The following is a 16426-nucleotide window of genomic DNA, read 5'->3' as shown; positions in this document are numbered from 1 at the left end:
GGACTTGAAAAATGAAAGGCGCTCACCCACCGCCAACATTTCTCGGCTGGTTCCCGGCATTCAAGGTCCTGCGGCTATACGCGAAGGCGGCAAGCCGCGTTGAAGTCGTCGATATTCAGTCGCATCGAAGGACAATGACGTGTTGCCCTGATGCCACTCTCTGCGAGGTTAGCTTGTTTCTCGGATGAGGAGACAGACAATGGTCTGCCCCCTGAAAGGTCCTCCCTGAGGTATGTGTCCATTCTTGAACTCGGCTCGACAATGATAGCGAACCCTGTTGACCGTCGCACTGTCAGTCTCGAATCAAGTGCTCTCCTACAGCAGATGCGATTATCGCCAATGCGTACTGGTAGCGCCCGAAGCGCGCGTTATCGGCAGCCGCCGAGGGCCGTGATGCGGCCGCGATCGAGCCTTGTAGTAACAGACGCGCTCTCCGGTGGTCGGGCCAGCACCTTACCCCTCTTCCCTATGGCCCCAAGGCAGAGCAATTGCCAATGCGGGACATCCCGCTTCTAAGTCTCCTGCAACATTATTGGAGGCCGCGACGGCCCTGCTCGTGACGATCAGGGGTGGTCGCCGCACACCAGCGGGATCATTGCCCCACAAGCGCATCCAGATTCCGGCCGGGCGTTCCGCTGTCAATATCAAAGTCGGCCGGCGGGCGCTAAAGTGTCGATCCTCACCTTGCCGCCAGGTGAGTTCGACCGATATGTTCCTGCTACAATGGTAAGCGGCCTATACTGTCGCATCCTCAACAGTCAGCGGGAGACAGGACGACCCTATGTTCGAGCTCCCTCCGTATGGACTCCTCTGAATATAACAAGGGCTTGTATTCGCCCCGTTGCCAATCGTGATTGAGGTCACGATAATGACTTGAGATCGGAACACCCGACTGACCTGGATTGTTAATAAAGAGACTGTCATCCCATGACCCAACGTCCATGATTATCCGCACTGACGGTCCTTCTGAAACAGAGAATTGGCCGCTTCGGTAACTCGAAAAATTGAGCGTTGAGCTACTTCCGCCGAGGGCTATGGCGCCCAACGACCATTGTTCAGACGTCAGTGCCTGCAGAGGGTGGCGCAAATCAAGCTTATGTATACTGCCCCATGCCCATGAGGCAGAATCGTCGCCAAATCGACATATGCATTCACTCCAGGCAGAAGTTAGGGATTCCATTATGGAATGCTTCAACTTTTCACTAGGCTCTGCCTGTTCGAGCCAAGAGGCTATGGCCGAAGGCTGTAAAGGCACGAGCAGTGCCAACACTTCATCGTCAGCGCTTTCTAAGCGAGCTACTGTCGGGCCAAGGTGTTTGCTAAGCCAAATCTCAAAGAACGCGGCGGCTGGCGAACTCGCATCCAAATGCCGGTCCCAGTTAGAAAATAAGTGCAACGCAGGCATGTTTGCAACCGAACCGAGAAGAGTGTCTAGTTTCGCAAGAATACGAACTGCTATCGGCGAATACACCGAACATTGCAGCGACATGCAGTCCCGCAACGAGATCTTCTCTGATCGTGAGAGAGTTGTATGAAGGGTATCATGTCTGCTGCTGTCAGACCACTCGTAGCCAAAAGCAGGATGCGATCTACTCCATTCCTCCGGAACATTCATTGCGTTGGCAGTGGCGACAAAACCTTTGGCGGGGTTCATCTCGAACGGCCCATCGTCCGGTGACAAATACCCTTCCCATTCGAACCGACCGTCTCCTGGAACCGGAAGCAGGCCGTCCCAATTTCTTCGGACCGGAGCCGCACCTGACGGTTTCCACGCAATTACATTCGACGTGTCCGCATAGATGTGATTAACTGAAGGACAACCCCAGTTTGCTAGACTGGAGGTGTATTCTGAAAATGTCTTAGAGCGCATTACGGCCAAGCTGGCCATGTAAGGTGCCATGCCGGGATCCATCCATACGGTTCTCAGTGCGAAGGCGCGGTCTTTTTCAGCATTTTGGTTTAAAATGGGTCCATGGCGTGTGAACTGAAGCTTTACCTCCTGGTCGGTGTGGGCGCGAACTGGAATTTTCTCGTGTATAGTCTTCACCTGCTCCCAGGCCCCTTTATATAAGTATTTATTTCCCTCACTCTTGGTTTCGTAAACATAAATATCTTCTTGGTCAGCGCCGAAAATAGTCAGACCAAAGGCGGCTGTCCCGTTGTGACCCATGGAGATTCCTGGGATCATAGGCTCTCCAGCGCCAATTACATCGAGCCCGGGCATACTCAGGTGTACAAGATACCTGATGGACGGAAGGACGTGCTTGCGATGCGGGTCTAGAGCAAGGATTGGTCGCTCCGTTGTGGTTTTTGTTGCGGATATGGCCCAGTTGTTTGAGCCCTCTTGGAACACCGTCTGCATGATCTCATCACTCGGTGTTACGCGGGTCCAACGGTCAGCTTCCTGAAGACTTGCTGCAAGTCTTTCCCTCGAGAATGAGACGGGACAGATTGCCAAGCGAAAATCCTGCAGTACTCGATCTGTCATAAAGGCGAGGTCAAGGCCCTCCGCTGGTCGTGGCGCTATCGGAGGTGACAATTCTTGTCTCAACCTGTCGAGGCGGGTACCTCGTTCCACACCTGCCAATGCCATCACCCTGCAGCGCAGAAGCTCCGAAATCGCATTTCGGGTTAGTGAGTGCGTTCGCACGCGAACGACGTCTTCGGGTTTCCAATAGTCGGGAGTGTGACCGAGGAGGCCAAACTCGGGTGGCAAGGCAATCAAACCGTCATGGCAACTGTCTACGTAGGAATTGATCCCCTCGGCAAACGCTGAGCATATCTCTTCGGAATCCGGGCCGTACGCCTGCCATTCTGCACTCATGGCTCCGCGAAATAAAAAGAGACGCGCCGCCCGATCCTGCTCCAAATATCCGGGGCCAAAGTCTCGTGACAGGAGACCGAGACCTCGTTTGCGCGCAATATCAATTTGCCAGAGGCGGTCTCGAGCTGCATTCCAACCCTGCGCGAAAAATAGGTCGTGCAAGTTCTGAGCCTTGATATGAGGAACCCCCCATTTATCAATGTCGATCGTGACCTCACTCTTAAGCTTGTCGGAGCTGTGGCGGTCGAAGGTTATGTTCTTTAACATGTGTTGATCCGTTTGGTTCACCCAAAGATGGTCGGGAATCTGCCAGAGGACGACGTCTGCAGATTGTGGTCGGTTGCGGGCAGAGGGTTGAGGCCGCACTCTTGCAACCTGATCATGTGTGGCGAGCCAATCCTCAGCGCGCCTGGACGCGAACTGGCACGGTGGGCTGCGCACAAGCTCAGCGGGATCCTACTCTCGCGCTTCCGGGAACGAGGCGCTTGCCGAGAACGCTCTGATGTATGTCAGCCAATACGTACGAATACAATATCCGCACATGTTGTCTCGCTGGCCTGAGGCAACGCATTCGATACACAGTAACTCGGTCGAACGGCCTCGTTGAAGGATGGCTCCCTCAATGCGACAAGATCTGGCTGAGAAACAATTTCGTTCTTTCGTGCTGCGGGTTTCTGAAGAAGTCGTGCGGTGTACCCTCTTCGACGATCTCACCTCGATCCATGAAGATTACTCGATCGGCCACGGCGCGCGCAAAGCCCATCTCGTGGGTGACGCATACCATGGTCATGCCGTCGCGTGCGAGTCCGGTCACAGTCTCGAGCACTTCAGCGACCATCTCTGGATCGAGCGAGGAGGTCGGCTCATCGAAGAGCATGACTGCAGGCTCCATACAGAGGGACCGGGCAATTGCGACGCGCTGCTGCTGTCCCCCGGAGAGCTGAGCCGGATATTTGTTCGCCTGTTCGGGAATGCGCACGCGCTCTAGGAATTTAAGCGCGATCTTTCTAGCCTCACCCTCTGGAACGCCCTTTATCCACATCGGCGCCGCCATACAGTTCATCAGCACGGTCATGTGCGGGAAAAGATTAAAGTGCTGAAAAACCATGCCGACGCTTTTGCGAACTTCAGCTACGTTGCGCATTTTGTTATGTAACCTAATCCCAGTGACGGTAATCTCGCCATCCTGGTGCGCTTCGAGCCGATTGACGCAACGGATCAGCGTCGACTTTCCCGAGCCTGAGGGCCCACAGATGACGATACGTTCGCCCTTGCGGACGGTTAGGTTGATGTCAGTTAGTGCTCTGAAGGCACCATACCATTTGGATACATTCTTAGCTTCGATGACTTCGTCGCTCAATATTGCATCTCTCTTGTTCATTGGCGCATCTGTAAGTGCCTTGAAAATGGCCGAACCAACTTAGACGTCTTTTTTAGCTTGACCAATGAATTCACGATCATCGCTTCTTACTTCTGGCAAAATGGTCCTCGATCCGGGATTGGACCAGTTCCAGGCAGGCGGATAAAATCCAATAAATCATTGCCGCTGTTACTAGCATCTCCATAGTATGGAAGGTTGGCTGGCCGAGTGAGTGAGCTAGATACGTCAGCTCCCAAACGCCAAGAACCGAAACGAGAGAGCTGTCTTTGAGCATTGAGATGAACGTGTTTCCCATCGGGGGAATGATAACCGGAAGCGCTTGCGGCAGAATGATTCTGCGCATTGTGAGCGCAAAGCCGAAACCTAATGACCGGGATGCCTCCCACTGGCCGCGATCGATGCTGGCTATGCCCGAACGGAAGATCTCCGTCATGTAGGCACCACTGCATAGCGAAAGCGCCAACACGCCTGCAGGCACGGCATTAATAACGTAACCTACCTGGGGCAAGCCCATGTAGATCAGATAAACCTGCATGAGAAGCGGCAGACCCCGGAAGCATGAAGTGTAGAAGCTGACTATCGCGTAAGCCATGCCGTTGCTTGACAGTTTCGCAATCGCGCCGATTATTGCGATAGCCGACGCAAATAGCAGTGACATCGCTGATACGTAAACTGTAGTAACTACCCCCTGCGTAATTAGAAATGGCAGGTTTGCCCAAATAAATGGCATGCTTAAGTCAAATGCCGCGAAGAGCGAAAGGAACAGTAGCACCAACTCAAACCATACGATCCCGATTTGGATTTTGAGCGGGACAAAACCAATCAGCACGAGGTTGAGGCAGAACATTGCGGCAATTACAAAAGCGATCGCAATGCGACTGTAAAACTTCACTTGTGCGTGATCGCCAATCACGGGCCGTAGGAGTTCGCCCATCGTGGTGCCCGCTACGTTGAAGATAAGAAAAACCGCGAGCACAATTGCAAATATGCAGCCGATAAACCATGGCTTGTGGACGAGCACCTCAGATTCAACTGTATCGTGGTAAAGCATAAGCATTTTCTTCCTAAGAAGAGGCGCCCCCGGGAAGGGGACGCCCACGATTGTGTCATGTTATTTATCGACGCTGAAATCCCCCCCGAACCACTTGACCGAGAGTTTAGCAAGAGTGCCGTCATCCTTCATCTTCTTGACCGCGGCAGCGACCTTGTCGATAAACTCCTTATCGCCACGCTCGATTGTGACAGCGCCCGGGGCGTAGAATAAGGGATCGCCAATAACCTTCAATGGATAGCCAGATTTGATTGCCGCAGCCGCCGTCGTTCCTTCAGTAATGACGCCATCGAGACGAACACCATCGCCGAGGCGCAGGTCGTCAAGCGTAAGAGAGTTAGCACTTGGATAAGCCTTCACTTGGCCCGCTGTAAATTGATATTGTATTGGCTTAGCGCCGATCCATGCCGGTGTGAGCTTGTGATTGGCATACAAATCGCCAAGAGTTCCCGCTCGGACGCCGACGATCTTGCCCTCCAGGTCGGAAGGCTTCGTCGCTTTGCTATCCTTGTGAACGACAGCGACTTCGCCTTCGTAGAAGTACATGGCCGGGAAGGCGAATTTTTTGGCGCGATCGTTGGTCGGCGTCATTTGACCCATGGCCATGTCCCAACGCCCCCCCCACTGGCCTGCCTGAATGATATCCCAGCCCGGGGTCACGAATTTGATCTTCACGCCCAAGTAGTCCGCAATGCCCTTCGCGACCTCTACATCATCACCGTCGAGTTCATGTTGGTCGTTCAAGTGAGACAAGGCTCCCCAGTCGGACCCGACCGCTACCGTCAATGTCTGTGCCGCGAGCACACGATCAAGGACTTCGCCGGCGCAAGCCTTGGCTGACAAAGACATCGACGCAACCGCCATGGAGACTGCAACTACGACCGTCGTTACATGATTGTTCATCTATAGTTCCCTTTTTTCTCGTTCTTATTTTCTTGAAAGCTACCTTCGTCGCCACCGAGAGGAGTGTCTTAGCGGTGCGCCATTGCTCCCTGCTGATTGGACCCATCCCGGTCCGTCATTTAACGAACGACACCTTATCGCTCTGCATTGTTGGCATTCAGCGAAATCGAGTTCGATGATGCAGGTTTCCTGCGAACTACCCTTGGCTTTCGCCGGATCGCTCTGGCGATTTCACAAAGCACGGATACCCTGGCCTCAGAGAGGTCGGCGAACTCGCCAACTCGCTGGACTCCGAAGGCTGCAGATTGCATCGCCACAAGACGTCTTGTTTGGAAGGATCTAAACTGGACTGGCGCGTTGAATTACACCTTGCAGGGCTGACTCTGGTCACGTGGGAACTGCGGTCCAAGCCCCTCTCTCTCCCTAATCTCGACCTCCCTAATCTCGACCTCCCTAATCTCGACGACCTCTTCGCCGGCCGTGTGCGCACCCGCTACTCAACCGTCGGGGCGCTCGAGGAAGAATGCTTCTCTGCCGACATCGTGGTCGGGGCCGTGCTGATCGCCGGTGCTGCCGCGCCAAAGCTCGTCACCCGCGAAATGATGTCCGGCATGAAGAAGGGCTCGGAGCTGGTCGACGTCGCTATTGACCAGGGCGGTTGCTTCGAGACGTCGCATGCGACGACTCAAGCCGAGCCCACCTACGAAGGCGACGGCGTTATCCACTATCGCGTCGCCAACATGCAGAGTCGCCCATGCCATTTCGCGATTTCTTGCCTTGCGAGTTCGCACGTATCCCTCTGGGTCAACATCGTTGATAGACCAGAGAATTTTTGACTCATCGTAGCTCGGACAGCGGAGACGCGTTACAATTGTCAACCCGTTCGGACCCGGTTTAATCGAGATGTACTCGGCATACTGCGCATGATGGCTCATGCCTCTTGTAGCTGGAAGCGTTCGGCAAGTTAGGTCCTACTTGCCACGCGAGAGCGGGGCCGCAAGTATGCGCCGGCCGCAATACAACGCTGATTTGCTGCGTTGTCGAGGACATTTCGCATAGAATGCGCGCCTGCCGCTGCTATGATCATAACATGTTGTGATTTAGTCCAGTCCGAACTCCCGAGGTTGGGTCGCAACTCTCGATAGCCAGCTGGCGCCGGGGGCGCCTAGGCATGAAATTGGATCCCATGTATGACAGAATTCAAACAACGGCAAACCGTCGGTAACGCGTCGGAGAGCGTACTCGAATTCGACGGACAGCAATACCTGGACGGCCGTGCATCGGATCCTCGCGAATTTGGCTGGATGCGCGGTGCGCCGCCGCCGCCAGACAAGCGTGTAACATTCGAGAATGAAACTGTTTGGACCTTTCCTCAGCTTCGCTGGTCGCTATCGCATATGCGTGAGCTGCGGCCCACAGTCCAAGTGTGGCGAGGGCGGGGCGGACCGTCGCAGCTTGAGTGCAGCAACAGGTCTACCGAAATCGATGGGCTCACGTTCGTCGACATGGACGACCGCACCAACCGGTTCGAGGAGGCGCTATTCGACACCTACACCGACGGCATTTTGGTCCTGCATCGGGGGCGGATCATATACGAACGATACTTCGGCGCACTCGCGCCGCACGTACAACATTCGTGTCAGTCAATCACCAAATCGTATGCGGGCACCCTAGCCGCGGCGTTGGTGCATGAGGGCATTCTCGACGACAGGAAGACAATATCGCAGTTTGTGCCGGAATTACGAGGTACAGGGTGGGAAGATGCAACGCTCCGCCAAGTCATGGACATGCAAACTAACGTTGCTTTTACTGAAGATTACACAAGTGTAGACAAGTCATATAGATGCGAATACCTGCGTACCATACGAAAGGAAGGGGCGCACGGCAAATTTGTCTACAAAGGCGTCGATACCAATGTTATGGCTTGGGTTATGTCGCGCGCAACGGGCCGGTCGTTCGCACAACTGTTGGAGGAGCGCTTATGGTTGCCACTGGGCTGCGAAGAAGACGCCTATGTCGAGATCGACCCGACAAACGGTATGCCGAGGGCGCATAGCGGACTCAATGTGACGTTGCGCGACTTGGCGCGTTTCGGCGAGCTGATGCGATGTGAAGGCTCGTGTAATGGCAAGCAACTGGTTCCCGCGAGTGTTGTCTACGACCTTCAAGATCTCGACCACCCCGCCAAGCCGGACCTCCCATTCGGCTATACATACCGAAGCCAATGGTGGGTATCACACGACGAGCTTGATGCTATTGAAGGTCGGGGCCTTTACGGCCAGAACCTGTACATAGCGCCAAAGGCGGAGATGGTGATTGCGCGCTTCGGGTCGCACCCCGCTTGCGACCACATTGATCGGATTAGAAGGCCGCAGATGCAGGCATTGGGGAGGATGCTCCGCGCGTAACTTGATGCACTAGACGGTCACCGCGCTTGTTTAGGAATTTCCTGCAAATTCGCGGTTGAAGAACTGGGGCGCCTACGCCGAATTCCTGCGTTCGGCTAGGGGGCAATTGGCGCAAAAGGCCTGTAGACGCTGCTACGCTTATGAAGTAAATACCAGAAGCCTCGCTTCCCATATGCATAATGCAGACCGATCTGGCTCGCTTTTGCTGAGGAAACAATGATCACCGAACATTGCATATTGATTGGGGCCGTCGCGACTTTGTATTGCGAGAATGGAACCGGTGGACCTATTGTATTCTTGCATGGTGCCGCTTTCGGGCTTATCCGTCAGCTTGACCTGAAACAAAACCCAACCCAAACATCAACGAGACCCAGGATCAGACCGAAAAATGGCCGCCTTCAAATCGGAATGCTGGCCGGAATGAAATCGGAATGACTGGCCGGCTTCAAATCGGAATCGGTGGCCGGCTTCATCGGAATACGCAGGCAATGGTATCGGCATCAGTGGCAGCGCTCTTGCGCTGCTTCTGGACGGTGAGATCGGCGGTTACCTGGGAAAGCCGGGCGACCAGCGCCTTGAGCCGCTGCTGGGCCGCGCTCGGCGGCAGCGTCGGCTGCAGCCGTTTGACCTCGCTATAGCGGGCGATGACGGCGGCGTCGATCCTGTCGGTCTTCTCCAGGAAGCCCATCGCCTCGGCGAATCAGCGTACGCTCCTCGCATTGGCCATGCCGCAGGCTACTCCCAACTCCCACGACAGCAGGAAGGGAAGCCGTTCGTAGCCGCCACTGGCCTCCATGACGACGAGCTCGACACCATTGACCTAACACCAGGCAGCAAGCTCGGCTATGCCTGCCGCATCGTTGCGAAAGCGGCCCGCCGCTCCGCTCGGCACGACATGGGTATCGAGCCAGTCTTTCGAAACATCCACTCCACAGATAGTCTTGTTCACGGTAACCTGCCTTGTGCGTGCGATTGGAGCCAAGCGACTATTCGGTCGTACGTGACGAAGGCGAAGATCCCAGGCTCACCCACGGTTGTGGCCGGAGGGGTGTCGGGCGACTTCGCCTTGCTTCGAACCGGATGGCCATCCGGTTCGAGGCTCAGTCGCTTCCATCGCACAAAGTCCTCTGCGTGCAGATACAAGGGGTTAACCTCGAAGAGTCAGTGTCGGAGAAAATAACGTGCTGATTCATCGGACTTTAGGGCCGAGCTTGTTGGTCGCTCGATAAAAAGCATGATTTTAGGCGGAAGCTGTCCTGCATGCAATTTCAGCACTTGTTTACCCAATTCCTTGTCTGCTTCCGTGAGACGATGGTTCAGGCGAAGGTAGTCGGTCCAGGTCGGCGTGCGGAATGTCTCTATCCATTGCATAGGCTCCTGAAGGTTGCGCTGGAGAGTCCAATGACGAGCGCCGACGCGACTGTGCACATGCCGGCGCGCCCGCATGAGTTCCAGGAATGCTTCGCGATTTTCCTCGGGCACTAGGTACTCGACTTTGACCACGATGGGACCGCTTCTTGGCTTGAGATTGAGGGCGACTGCCGGTGCGTCGAAGTCCTCCAAAGCATCTGGATCGGATTCGCGGCGCTCGCGAAGGGGAAACAGGAGGCCCGTGGCGGCGACCAGCAGAAGGGCTCCAGCGGAGCCCTCCAGTGCCAAGGTCAGTGAATGGTTCTGGGCCACCGTGCCCCACACCCAACTGCCCGCTGCGATGCCGCCATCGATCAATGCATAGTAAATCGAGATGGTGCGCCCCACGACCCAGCGCGGGCTTGCCAGTTGCACGGTCACGCCGACCCCGGACCAGGCGGTGACCCAGCCCGCGCCACCCATGGCGAGTGCAATTGCCGCCACTGCAATCGAAGAAGTCAGCGCAAGCGAAAGGGAGCATGCCGCGCAGGCGACGCATGCGAGCGTCATCAGCCGCTCTTGTGACAAGCTCCGTCTGAACACGCTGTTCGAGATGCCGGCGAAGACGGCGCCTGTCCCGAATCCGGCCATGAGCGTGCCATAGGCGAGCGGTCCGCCTCCCAGCTGGTCGCGGACAACCAGCGGCAGCAGCGCGAGAATGGCGATGCTCGCCAGACCAAAGAGGGTTCCGCGAGTGATCGCCGTCTTAATCTCCGACGACATCGCCGTGAAGCGTAGCCCGTCATAGATCGCCGTCCTCATCGACTCACGTGGGAGAGGTGATGAGCGAACCATCCACTTGCAGCGCCATATGGTTACCAAAGGGACCAGATAGGTAAGACTGGTTACGGCGAAAGCCGTCATCAGCCCAAAAGAGGCAACTACTATGCCACCGAGCGCCGGGCCTACGGTCCGAACAGTGTTGAAGCCAACGGAGAGGAGCGTGACGGCGGCGGGAACGTCGCGTCGGTTCACCATATCGCCAACCGAGGCCTGCCAGGCTGGATCGTGGAGAGCGCCGCCGCATGCGATCAAGAAGCTGAAGCCGAGGATCATCCACGGATCGACAAAGCCCAGCACCACAAAAGCCGTCAGCATCGCAGATGCCAATACCATAAGGCACCGGCCGGCGAACATGACCCGGCGCCGGCTGAAATTATCAGCCAAGGCCCCGGCGAAGACGGATAAGATGAACGCTGGCAGGTTTGAAGAAGCCTGAACCAGCGCGACCATCAGATCGGAAGTCGAAATCGTAGCCATCAGCCAGCTGATGGCAACAGTCTGCATCAACCAGCCGAGCGAGCTGACCTGCGTGGCGAACCAGATTGAACGAAAGCTCGGATTTCTGAGGGGCGCAAATGCTCCTGGCGAATTTGGATCGGCGACTTGGTCCGCAAGACTGCTCATCAATCTAACTCTTGCCTATGAGCCAGTTTTACATTGCTCCGACAGCCAGCAGCCGCCCAACCCGTTGAAGGTCCGAATCGGCCAATGTGCGCAAATAGTTACAACGCCCGGCAGGAGATTGAACTCGCTGCCGGGCCGATGCGCCTTGGGAGGAGGCGTAGTTGGAACCTTTGTGAAGACTTGGAACCAGCCGCATCAGGCCAGCCTACACTTACAATATGAGGATCAGACCACTCCAGGATTTTAGTGCATTGAATGGGTACTCTTCCAGCAATCCTCGCCAACAAATGCAGGAGATCGGCGTCGAGCTCCTAAATCTGCATAATATCGGTGATTCGCGGGCGAGCAGTGCAGTGGGCACATTCTCCAAGCTAAACGCTGAACGGGCTTTTTGCTTCTCAAATCGCCATAACAGGGAGAGATGGGCAAATACTACTTCAATATGCTCCCAAGGACGCTGAGTTGACTGCAGCCTCAGCAGAGCTCTCCGCGTGCCTTTTTGCGGCTCCCCGCGGTGCTCGCGCCCGCCGCGCCTGCAAAGGCTTTCCTCAACAGTCGTTCAGTTCGAGCAGCCTTTGCCAACTCTGACTCAAAAGCTGCCCGACTGGATTGACGGCCTCAGCTTCTTCGGCGGGTCACTGAGGCGATCCGTCTGCTACAACCTGGTGTGGCCAAGGCGCTGTGGTTCGCGCCGACGCTGAACGCGACCGTTGCGACAATGACCGAGCAGTACGACACTGCCATATTGATCGCTGGGAAGCGCGCGAAGGGTAAATTCAACTTGCCCACCACCGCGATCAAATGTGCGCCGGGTAATGGCGCCGCTAACAGGATCGACCACCGGAACCGGTTACCGGCAGAGTCGGTCTGCATCCGGGAATTGCAGGGCCATCCTGTGTATAGGCTTAAATTGCGCTATTCTTCTCTACTGTGACAGGCGGGAGCCGCCGTCGACGGGGATCACTGCGCCCGAGACGTAGAACGCGTCGTCCGAAGCAGGAAGGCGATCACCGCCGCCTGCTCCTCCGGCGAGGAGACGCGCTCGAGCGGATTGGCGCGACCATCAGGCGTTGGTAGCTGCGTACGTGCAGCGCTCGAGTCATGTCGGTGGGGACCACGCCGGGCGCCACCGCATTCACGGTTATACCCTACAGGCCCTGCTCGCCGGCCTGCTGGAGCGTGAGATACGCGATCCCGGCCTTGGCCACCGAATAGCCTACCGTTCCGGGATAGCCCGTAAGCCCGAGGATCGAGCTGACATTAATGATCCGCCCGCCCGGCTGGCGCATCCGCGGCCGCAACTCGCGGGTCAGGCTGATGACTGCACGCAAGTTGATATCGATCAGCGGGAACAAAAGGCATCGTCAGTATCGGCGAGCGACTTCGAACCGCCAATGCCGGCATTGTTCACGAGGACGTCGAGCGTCTCGATCCTTGCGGCATCCAAGGCGGCCAGAACCCGCCCTGCGGCGTCGGGCATGGCCAGATCGCAGACGAGCGCCGTCTGGCCAAGGCCCGCAGCTGTGTCGTGCACTTTATCCAGAACATCCACTAGCAACACCCACGCCTCTTCCGAGCCAAGCCACGCCGCTGTTGCGGCACCGATCCCGCGCGCCGCGCCGGTGACGACGACAGTGTTTCTGACCGGAGCTTAGGCAAGGCTGCCTCCGTCGACCGTAAGCGCGGCGCCGATGGTGAAGCCCGCCGCATCGTCCAGCAGATAGCCGACAGCTGTCGCCACCTCGGACGGCAACCCCATTCGGCCCATCGGATGCGCAGCGATGATCTTCGTCCGGCGCTCGACCTGTGCCGCTTCTCCCCGGGCGAAGGCGACGCCGGCCTCGGCCAACGGCTGGCGATGGTTCCGGGGCAGACACAGTTTGCGCGGATATTTCTGCCGCGTGGTTCAGCGCCAGCGTGCGAGTCATCATCACAACCGCCGCCTTGGTCACCGAATAGATCGGCACGTCCTTCGAGGCCTGCAGACCAGCAGTCGAGCTGAAGAGCACCACCGATCCGCGGCCAAGCTCGCGCATCTGCGGGATGCAGCTTGCAGATTCGCCAAATGGCCCCGACGTTGAAGCTGAACATGGCTTCGTACCCTTCACGTCTATCAGCCGCTTCATCGCACCGTAATGCCAGCGGCCGCGACCAAGCCCTCAACCGGCCGGCCAAAGCTCTCGCGGGCGAGGTCGACCAGCCCTTCCAGCATCGCCGGATCGGTCACGTCGCAGACAACTCAACGGGCACCAGGACAGGCGGCCAGAGTTTGGTCCAGAGCCTCTTGCGACAGGTCAGCCAACACCAAATCCGCTCCACCCGCCGCCAGCAGTTTGGCACTGGCCGGGCCAAGCGCGCCACCCGCCGGTAATCAGCACCGTTTTTCCGGCAAAGGTCGTGTCAATCAAGATTGTAGTCCTCCTCCAAGATAAGAACTCCCACTGTACCCGCTCTGAAAGCGAATACCGGACAGCGGATGATCCGCGTCATTCCAAATCCATTGGTGACCGCCGCAACGGTCGAGGCGCAGGACGGCTTGCGCCGCCCCAAGAACACCGCACTCTACCGGCGTTCCTGTCTGAGAGTTTTCAGAGACATGAGGACGCACGCTCGGCGACCTGATGATGTGTGGCGAACCAAACGTCACCCTTTGCTTTGGCGCGTCGAATTAATTCTTCTACGATCCAGATCCGTGAGCGATATCCAATGACGTGTGGATGCAGAGTCAGCTGAAATAAATCGGCATCTTGATAGGCCCCTTCGAACTCCCGAATAAATACAGAAAGCACGTCGTCGACTGATAAATCTGGCCGTGAAGACCCATCGGGACTCATCCAAAGATAAGTGGCATCGTCTCGAATCCATTCGACCGGTATTTCAATCACTCCCGTGGGTTCCTCGTCTTCCAGCAGCTCATAGCAACTATCATCGGCCATAAGGGATGAGTCGTATGTCAATCCGGTTTCACGTATGATCCGTAGAGTTGCGTCGGAAAAATCCCAGGAAGGCGTTCGAATTCCCGTCGGGCGTTTGGAAGTGATTTTTTCAAGAGTGTCGGCACTCCTCATCATTAAAGAGCGCTCGCTCTCTGCGCTCAGTTCCGAGTTTAGCTCGTGTATCCAGCCGTGCATGCCAATTTCATGGCCTTCATCGACAACTGCGCGTTGCTCGTCTGGATACAACTGAGCGATCACAGCGGGAACGAAAAAACTCGCCGGAACGTCGTACTTTCTCAAGAGTTCCAAAGCCCGAGGCATCCCTCGTCGGCTCCCGTACTGACCCCAGGATAATCTGCTTAGCGATCGCCCTCCCCTGCGCAATTCGTTCGACTCATGATCGACGTCGAACGAGATGGCGAAGGCACAGCGTTTACCGCCGGGCCACATTGGTCTTAGTGCCTTGCCCGCTCTGACTTTGTTGATGCGCCGCCGCCAATGGCTTTCAGGCCATTCCCAGGGATTGAGTGCGGTCGAATTGGCCACCAGTTCCTCCTGAGCAGTGTCTGCATTGAATTCCGCCGAAAACTCAATGAGCGGAACGCGGCACCAGCTCAGCTGGCAGCCCCGCAAGCCGATCAGGCCGTCGCTTGAGTTTGCGCCTTGATTACGACAAGATGGCCCAACTCATTCAGATTTTCTCACTCTCGCGAACAAGCTCATCCATAACCGAGCGCACGGCGCTTTCTGCGATTGCAACAATCTCCTCCGCCTCAGCTTTGGTTGTAACCAGCGGCGGAGCAAAGCCCAAAATGTCCCCGTGCGGCATGGCCCGAGCGATAAGACCACGGTCACGGGCGGCCTTCGAGATTCGCGCACCTACCTTGAGCGCCGGATCGAAACGCTTCCGATTGTCGCGATCGGCAACGAACTCGATTGCGCCCATAAGACCGACGCCCCGCACTTCGCCGACGATCGGCAACTGCGCGAACCTCTCCTGCAACTGCGCCTGGAAAAACGCGCCGACGTCACGCGCATTGCCGGGGAGGTCTTCTTTCTCGACAATATCGAGGACCGCGTTGGCCGCGGCGGCGCCGATCGGATGACCAGAGTAGGTGTAGCCGTGCGAGAATGCCCCGACCTTGTCGGCTCCATCCTCCAGGACTTTATACACCTTCTCACCGACGATTGCCGCTGAAAGCGGGAAGTAGGCCGACGTCAAACCTTTAGCGATCGTGATGAGGTCTGGCTCGATGCCATAGTGCTGTGAGCCGAACATGGAACCGGTGCGGCCGAACCCTGTGATCACTTCATCGGCAATCAGCAGCACATCATGTTTTTTGAGGACCGTCTGTACCGCTTCCCAATAGCCTTCCGGCGGAGGCGTGATACCACCTGTGCCGAGGACGGGCTCGCCAATGAAGGCGCCGACGTTGTCCGGGCCGAGCCGCTCGATCAACTGATCAAGCTCGGCGGCGCGGCGAGCGGAGAATTCGCGCTCGGTTTCGCCCGGGGTTGCGCCCCAGTAATGATGTGGAACACCCGTGTGAACAATCTGCGGAAGTGGCAGGTCCATGTGGTCGTGATAAAAGCTCATGCCCGTCATCGAGCCCGACACGACGCTGCAGCCGTGATAGCCGCGTTCACGGGAGATGATCTTCTTTTTGGTCGGCTTGCCACGCAGGTTGTTGTAGTACCAAACAAGCTTGGCCTGGGTCTCGTTCGCATCCGAGCCGGACATGCCATAGAACACCTTGCTCATCTTGCCCGGCGCCATCTTCACAAGGCGATCGGAGAGGATCGCAAGCTCGTCGGTCGTGTGCGCCGCATAGGAGTGGTAATACGCCAAGCGATAGGCCTGACGCGAGATCGCATCGGCGACTTCCGTGCGGCCATACCCGACATTGACGCAGTATAGGCCGGCAAAGCCATCGATAAATTGGTTGCCATGCGCGTCCTGGATGCGGATCCCCTTCCCTGTCACCACGATCGTTGGGTCGCCGAGCTTGCCAGTGGCGAAATCTTTAAGCTGAGTGAAAGGATGCAAGACCGAGTTGCGGTCCTTTTCGGTGATCTCTTTGATGTTGATGGTCATTGAATGCTTCC

General features: G+C 56.7%; 10 protein-coding genes and 4 pseudogenes. 2 read left to right on the top strand and 12 right to left on the bottom strand.

Features of this window, described 5'->3' with window-relative positions; translation table 11 throughout:
* Positions 1-751 precede the first annotated feature (751 nt).
* The 4 genes from P9254_RS24245 to P9254_RS24230 all read right to left on the bottom strand — a co-directional run bounded on the left by P9254_RS24245 (position 752) and on the right by P9254_RS24230 (position 6159).
* Positions 752-3091 carry a penicillin acylase family protein gene (locus tag P9254_RS24245; RefSeq protein ID WP_063170375.1) on the bottom strand — a complete coding sequence of 780 codons (2340 nt, stop codon included), beginning with the start codon at positions 3089-3091 and terminating at the stop codon, positions 752-754.
* A 352-nt stretch (positions 3092-3443) separates the two neighbouring features.
* Positions 3444-4205 (bottom strand): amino acid ABC transporter ATP-binding protein, encoded by a 762-nt coding sequence (locus tag P9254_RS24240; protein ID WP_164548528.1) that lies wholly within the window; start codon positions 4203-4205, stop codon positions 3444-3446.
* A 76-nt stretch (positions 4206-4281) separates the two neighbouring features.
* The gene (locus P9254_RS24235) at positions 4282-5256 is read right to left on the bottom strand and encodes an amino acid ABC transporter permease (RefSeq protein WP_063170377.1); all 975 of its coding nucleotides are present in this window, start codon (positions 5254-5256) and stop codon (positions 4282-4284) included.
* 60 nt (positions 5257-5316) lie between these two features.
* Positions 5317-6159, bottom strand: a complete 843-nt coding sequence (locus P9254_RS24230) for a transporter substrate-binding domain-containing protein (protein WP_063169318.1) — start codon at positions 6157-6159, stop codon at positions 5317-5319.
* Positions 6160-6608: 449 nt separating this feature from the next.
* Here P9254_RS24230 and P9254_RS24225 point away from each other — a divergent pair.
* Both P9254_RS24225 and P9254_RS24220 read left to right on the top strand, forming a co-directional pair.
* Positions 6609-6902: pseudogene (locus P9254_RS24225) on the top strand (alanine dehydrogenase); the annotation flags it as partial.
* 447 nt (positions 6903-7349) lie between these two features.
* Positions 7350-8567, top strand: a complete 1218-nt coding sequence (locus P9254_RS24220) for a serine hydrolase domain-containing protein (RefSeq protein WP_063169320.1) — start codon at positions 7350-7352, stop codon at positions 8565-8567.
* A gap of 484 nt (positions 8568-9051) precedes the next feature.
* Here P9254_RS24220 and P9254_RS24215 read toward each other — a convergent pair.
* The 8 genes and pseudogenes from P9254_RS24215 to P9254_RS24180 form a co-directional block, all read right to left on the bottom strand.
* A pseudogene (locus P9254_RS24215) lies at positions 9052-9516 on the bottom strand (IS110 family transposase); the annotation flags it as partial.
* A gap of 212 nt (positions 9517-9728) precedes the next feature.
* Positions 9729-11384 (bottom strand): MFS transporter, encoded by a 1656-nt coding sequence (locus P9254_RS24210; protein WP_063169321.1) that lies wholly within the window; start codon positions 11382-11384, stop codon positions 9729-9731.
* Between the two features lie 1148 nt (positions 11385-12532).
* Positions 12533-12739 carry an SDR family oxidoreductase gene (locus P9254_RS24200; protein ID WP_199489648.1) on the bottom strand — a complete coding sequence of 69 codons (207 nt, stop codon included), beginning with the start codon at positions 12737-12739 and terminating at the stop codon, positions 12533-12535.
* Positions 12727-13008 (bottom strand): annotated as a pseudogene (locus P9254_RS24195) (SDR family NAD(P)-dependent oxidoreductase); the annotation flags it as partial. The gene P9254_RS24200 and the pseudogene P9254_RS24195, both read right to left, overlap by 13 nt.
* A gap of 27 nt (positions 13009-13035) precedes the next feature.
* Complete coding sequence (locus tag P9254_RS24190) at positions 13036-13233, bottom strand: SDR family oxidoreductase (RefSeq protein WP_063169323.1); 198 nt, start codon at positions 13231-13233, stop codon at positions 13036-13038.
* Between the two features lie 31 nt (positions 13234-13264).
* Positions 13265-13510: pseudogene (locus P9254_RS29140) on the bottom strand (SDR family NAD(P)-dependent oxidoreductase); the annotation flags it as partial.
* A gap of 462 nt (positions 13511-13972) precedes the next feature.
* Complete coding sequence (locus P9254_RS24185; RefSeq protein WP_224570030.1) at positions 13973-14866, bottom strand: polysaccharide deacetylase family protein; 894 nt, start codon at positions 14864-14866, stop codon at positions 13973-13975.
* Positions 14867-15011: 145 nt separating this feature from the next.
* On the bottom strand, positions 15012-16415 hold the full coding sequence (locus P9254_RS24180) for an aspartate aminotransferase family protein (RefSeq protein ID WP_063169325.1): 1404 nt from the start codon (positions 16413-16415) through the stop codon (positions 15012-15014).
* Positions 16416-16426: the final 11 nt, after the last annotated feature.

The organism is Mesorhizobium sp. WSM4983 (assembly GCF_029625765.1).
GTDB lineage: Bacteria > Pseudomonadota > Alphaproteobacteria > Rhizobiales > Rhizobiaceae > Mesorhizobium.
This window is presented reverse-complemented; position numbering and strand designations above follow the sequence as displayed.